The organism is Mesorhizobium sp. M2A.F.Ca.ET.039.01.1.1, from assembly GCF_003998035.1.
Classification (GTDB): domain Bacteria; phylum Pseudomonadota; class Alphaproteobacteria; order Rhizobiales; family Rhizobiaceae; genus Mesorhizobium.
In genome coordinates this window covers 1-5317 of the sequence record NZ_RZRY01000451.1, presented here as the reverse complement: position 1 = coordinate 5317, position 5317 = coordinate 1, and the positions used below count along the sequence as shown (strand labels likewise).

Below are 5317 nucleotides of genomic sequence, written 5' to 3'. Positions count from 1 at the left end.
ATCATCTTCGATGATGCCGACATTGACGGTGCTGTTGACGGTGCGGTCCAGGCGAAGTTCCGCAATGCCGGCCAGACCTGCGTTTCCGCGAACCGCATTTACGTCCAATCGAGCGTTCACGATGAGTCCGCCGAGAAATTGTGGAGAAGGTCCGGCACTTATCAGTGGTCCGACGTCTACTCCCGGAGCGAAGCCGTCGCCAACCCAAGATCGAGTCCCACATCGCAGATGATAATTCGATGCGGGGCCGAACGATAAATATGCATGCTTTGGCCACCCCGAGGCAGGGCTCATTGAGATGATCCGACCGCCTTGGAACAAAGATGGGGTAGAGCAGATGAAGCGTTGGCAGCGTGTCTCCATTCGACGCGAGCGCTTAGGATGGGATCACGATCATTCGCATCACGCGCAGCCGCAAGGGCGATGCCATGGCTACTTTGGAATCGTTGAAGTGGTTTGAGCCGGACAGTCACAAATACACCCGTTACGCCGCGGCTCAGGAAACGGGGCGGCGTCCGGCGGTGGAGGTGCTCGCTGACTTAAAAAGGGTGCGGGCAGTCGTTGCGCTTGAGAGCGACGACATTTGGGATCCGGCACGGGGTGACCTGCTGCCAATCGGCAGTTAACAGGGTCCGACAAAAGTGTGCACAACATGCTGCTGAAGTGGCCTCCGGAAGCGCTACCGGAAGTTACGCGTCTTGAACTTGATAGGGTCGATATGGTCATACTGCATCGACGATGTCGCGCCCCTTCGGCATGCCGCGCGGATCGATGCCCGATCCGCCGTGATGAGCCTCGTCCCTCGGCCGTGCGGCAACGGAAACGGCGTCTTGCGGTTTCCCACGCTGGCCAGCCCGGCCGACAGATCGGTCAGCTCGTGGGCGACGAGGTGCACCACCTCCTCTTCCGTCGGATGCGTCCGCGGACGCCGAGCATGGCCGAAGCAAGAAGCACGCGCCGGAATTTCTCGAGAGATCTTGACCCAGACGACGACGTTTGCCGCACCCGTCTCATCCTCCAGAGGAACATGAAGCCTTTGGCCGAGCCCGGCCGCTGCCGGACCAGCACCAGGCCGGCGGCCTCGAGCCAGCTTCTGCCTCGCGCCTGCATAGCATCCTGACAGGTCACGGTGCGGCGCCGGTTAGGCGGCACGCCGATTTTGGCAACGCTAGCCTGTGAACTGAAGAATGAAGGTCGGACTTGCGGCACATCGATTAGGTTCAAATGATAAGTTGCTGCCCGGCGAGGTCGTTTCAGCGCATCTCGACTGGTGGGTCGGCAAGACAATGCGGAACGGAAATGATCGCAGGCGTAAAGGACGGCTTTCGGGGCCGGAAGCTTCAGGCCTGGAACCGGACCCCAGTTTGGCGCAAGCATCGTGGCCTCCGCCCGGTCAGGCATTCACCGGCTCGCGAAATGCCAATTGATTCTGCTTAACCGGGCATACCTAAACGGCCACTTGCGTTCCGATCTCGACCACACGTCCGGTCGGGATCTGGAAATACTCCGTCGCGTCGGCGGCCGTGCGCGCCAAGCCGATGAACAGCTTGTCCTGCCACACCGGCATGCCGGAGTTGGGTGACGCCTTGAGCGAGCGACGCGACAGGAAGAAGGACGTCGTCATGATGTCGAACTTCCAACCCTGCTTGCGGCAGATCGCCAGCGCACGCGGGATGTTAGGCTGTTCCATGTAGCCGAAGGTCAGTGTCACCCGCATGAACAGCTCATTGATCGTTTCCATCTTGATCCGCTCGCTGTCGGGCACCACGGGCTGCTGCGCCGTCACCACAGAGAGGATGACGTTCTGTTCGTGCAGCGCCTTGTAGTGCTTCAGGCTGTGCATCAACGCGGTCGGCGCACTGGCGGGATCGCTGGTCAGGAACACGGCCGTACCGGACACCAGCTGCGGTTTCTTCTTCAACAGATTGCCCGCAAGGAAATCGAGCGGAATCTGGTTCCTGCGCGTCTTGTCAAATAGATACCTGCTGCCTCTTATCCAAGTCCACATGGTCATCACGATCACTGCGGCAATGGCAAGCGAGGCCCAGCCGCCTTCGAATACCTTGACGATGTTAGCTGCAAAGAAGCCGGTATCGATGAAGACGAACACCGCCATTAAGGCTATCGCGACGCCGAGCGGCCATTTCCAGATGCGCGTCATCACAACAAAAAGCAGTATGTTCGTCACCAGCATATTGCCGGTCACCGAAATACCGTAGGCCGAGGCCAGCCGGCTGGATTCGCCGAAGCCGACCACCAGCAGCATCACCACCAGCGCCAGCATCAGGTTGATGCGCGGCAGATAGATCTGGCCCGACTGTTTTTCCGACGTGTGCTGGATGACGAAACGCGGCAGCATGTTGAGCTGTACCGCTTGCCTGGTCAGCGAAAAGGCGCCGGAGATCACCGCCTGGCAGGCGATCACGGTCGCCGCCGTGGCAAGCACGACCATCGGAATAAGCGTCCAGCCCTGGTTCATCTCGAAGAACGGATGACCGACAACGCCGCCATTTGCCAGCACGAAGGCGCCTTGCCCGACATAATTGAGCAACAGACAAGGGAACACGATCGCCAGCCAGGCGAGCACGATCGGCTTGCGGCCGAAATGGCCGAGGTCGGCGTAGAGCGCCTCGGCTCCGGTGACGGCGAGGAAGACTGCACCAACCGTAACGAAGGCGACGTCAGGCGAGTTGACCAGGAACGACACGATGTAATGCGGGCTGATTGCCAGCAGGATTTCCGGGTCGTCCATGATGTGGTTGAGCCCGGAAAGGCCGATGGCCAGGAACCACAGCGCGGTAACGGGTCCGAACACCAATCCTACGCCGCCGGTGCCAAACCGCTGTACCGCAAACACGATCGCCAGGATGGCCAGTGTCAGCGGCACCACATAGGGCTGGAACGTCGGCGTGACGACATTCATACCTTCGACCGCCGACAGTACCGAGATTGCCGGCGTAATGACGGCGTCGCCAAAAAAAAGCGCCGCGCCGACGATGCCGATGCCGATGCCGATGCCGAGGATCACCGCAGAGCAGGTCGGGAAACTGTTGCGCGCCAGCGCCATAAGCGACAGCACTCCGCCCTCGCCTCGATTGTCGGCGCGGAGCACGAACATGATGTATTTGATCGTCACGGTGATCGTCAGGGACCAGATGATCAGCGAGAGTACGCCGAGGATGTCGCCACGGCTGGCGACGTTGCCACCCGCTGATGCATGCAACGCCTCGCGAAATGCATAGATCGGGCTGGTGCCTATATCGCCATAAACGACACCTAGTGCGCCCGACATCAGCGCCTTGGTGCTGTGCTGCTCGACCTCAGAATGGCTCGATTGTTCGACAGGTTCTGCCTCGTTACCAGCATTGGTAAGGGCCATGGACGACACTCCGATAAGCGCGCGGTGCTCTACGCTTGCTGCACTGCAATATCAAGTTCCGTCACGTAATGTCTGCCGTCTCGCCTGTCGTTGCTCGCCTTGGTAGACTCGCCAGCCCGCAGCCCTACCGAGCAGCAATAGCGCCCCGGCAGAACCCTCAATCGCCCAGATCAATGAATGGTTATCGCCCACAGTGCCCCCCCGCGATGCGGCCGATGGCGACCAGGGTGTCGTGGGCGCACAAGGATGGCGCTTTCCTGATGACGCCGTGCTCCAGGTGTGATCGCACCGTTGCTGCGCAAGCCATTTACTTGCTCGTCCCAGCGAGGACCGTGGCCAACTGGAACGCAGGGCCACGCCGCTCACCGGCCGCACTTTGCGGCGCAGATAACGATTCGATCTCCGCGGCGAGATTCTGGTTGAAGAAGCCACCAAGCTTGTCGAAGGACACACGGTCGTAATATCGACATGCCAGTATCCGCAACCCAGAAAAGCTCCTTGGGCTCCGCTGCGCGCGCCACGAACAACCCGATCTTCTCTGCGAAGAGGACGCCGTAATCCTTCAGGTTGAAGCCAAACCGGGGGGCGGCCGTGACGTATGGGCGAAGGGCTAGGAGGCGGGTTCGGTGAGGAACGGCATTGATGTCCACGCCGTCTCCTGGAAAGACAGAGGAATGCGGTGTCACCGACTGGCGCCGGAGGTTGATCCGGTGATTAGGAGGAGCACTCGTTGTCGGATTCTCGACGATGTCGGACATCTGACACAACGCTGCCAGAGCGATCACGTTGTTCCGAAACGATTTTCCCAGTTGGCACGACAATTGCGGTCCTATGCGCAAAAGCACTGCGATGCCGCACCGACTGGAAGAACTCATCAATGATCACGCTTTTCGAACATGTGGGCGCCGCTACCAACACTAAGCGTTCCCGATCAAACGGAAGCCTCTATCCCTTCTTTCTGAAGGCTGTCCGGACATGAACGCATTTGATGTCCGTCCAACGCTGGATGCTCCCGACGACGATCTCTATCTTTGGCTTGAAGATGTGGAAGGCGAGCGGGCACTTGCCTGGGCCGCCGGCCAGTCGGCAAAGACCCTGAAGCACTTCAGTGGAACGCAGTTCGAGCGCGACCGCGCGACTCTGAAGGCAGGCCTGTTCCCTAAGCGGCGTCGCATCTCCCCCGGCCGAGTCGCATGGCTTGAATCCGATATCAGGGCTTGGATGGAAACTAGATCTGAGAGCCGCACCGCATGAATGTAGCCTCCCAATATCTTCTCCCGTCTGTGGCGCATCACGAAGCCGGGCACGCGGTGGCCGCCATCGTTTTGCACCGTCAGATGTTCGACGACGACCGTGAACTCCCTGCTTTCTCAAGTGTTAGTATTTACCCCGACGCCGGTGACGGAGAGTGCGGTGGTTTTGTCGAAGGCACGGTTTTCTATTCAGCGCAAGGATTCACCTCGGAGCTAAAGCCGATTTTCGAGAACGATATGGATCGACATTTCCAACGCGATGAAGCGATCCAAGAGATAGTTGCGTGTCTGGCAGGTCCTTTTGCAGAATCCGCATTCGAAGGCTATCTGGACCCGCGCGATATGGCGATGAATGCGTCCGATGGGAATGAGGGGAGCAGCGACTACGCGGATGCCAAGCGAATCTATGGTGAGTTGCGGTTCCTGATGCCGCGCCGCCCCCGTTGGAGGCGGATCGAAGATCGCACGGCCCGGCTAGTACTCGATCACTGGTCAGCCATCGAAGCATTGGCCGCGCATTTGCTGGTCAAGCATGATCTCCAATTCGATGAGGCTCTGACGATTGTTGCGCCGCATCTTCCGCCCATGCCAGCAGCTACGCCGCCAGAGCGTCATCCGCAGCCTGCTTGATCAGCCATTCGATGTGATTTGACCACATCTGCAACACCTCGCGCTTCTCCTTGAC

At 59.5% G+C, this 5317-nt stretch carries 3 protein-coding genes and 2 pseudogenes; 3 read left to right on the top strand and 2 right to left on the bottom strand.

Annotated features, from left to right (window positions below; all coding sequences use genetic code 11):
• Positions 1–141 (top strand): annotated as a pseudogene (locus EOA24_RS26520) (aldehyde dehydrogenase family protein); the annotation flags it as partial.
• Positions 142–679: 538 nt separating this feature from the next.
• Here the strand turns inward: EOA24_RS26520 and EOA24_RS26515 are convergent.
• Positions 680–1140, bottom strand: a pseudogene (locus EOA24_RS26515) (OB-fold nucleic acid binding domain-containing protein); the annotation flags it as partial.
• A gap of 307 nt (positions 1141–1447) precedes the next feature.
• Positions 1448–3379 (bottom strand): potassium transporter Kup, encoded by a 1932-nt coding sequence (locus tag EOA24_RS26510; RefSeq protein WP_126080677.1) that lies wholly within the window; start codon positions 3377–3379, stop codon positions 1448–1450.
• Positions 3380–4354: 975 nt separating this feature from the next.
• On the opposite strand from EOA24_RS26510, the gene EOA24_RS43960 reads away from it, so the two are divergent.
• Both EOA24_RS43960 and EOA24_RS26500 read left to right on the top strand, forming a co-directional pair.
• Positions 4355–4633 (top strand): AlpA family phage regulatory protein, encoded by a 279-nt coding sequence (locus tag EOA24_RS43960; RefSeq protein ID WP_063169289.1) that lies wholly within the window; start codon positions 4355–4357, stop codon positions 4631–4633.
• A complete protein-coding gene (locus EOA24_RS26500; protein ID WP_063169290.1) occupies positions 4630–5262 on the top strand; it encodes a hypothetical protein in 633 nt (210 codons plus the stop codon). Before EOA24_RS43960 ends, EOA24_RS26500 begins: the two co-directional genes overlap by 4 nt.
• Positions 5263–5317 lie beyond the last annotated feature (55 nt).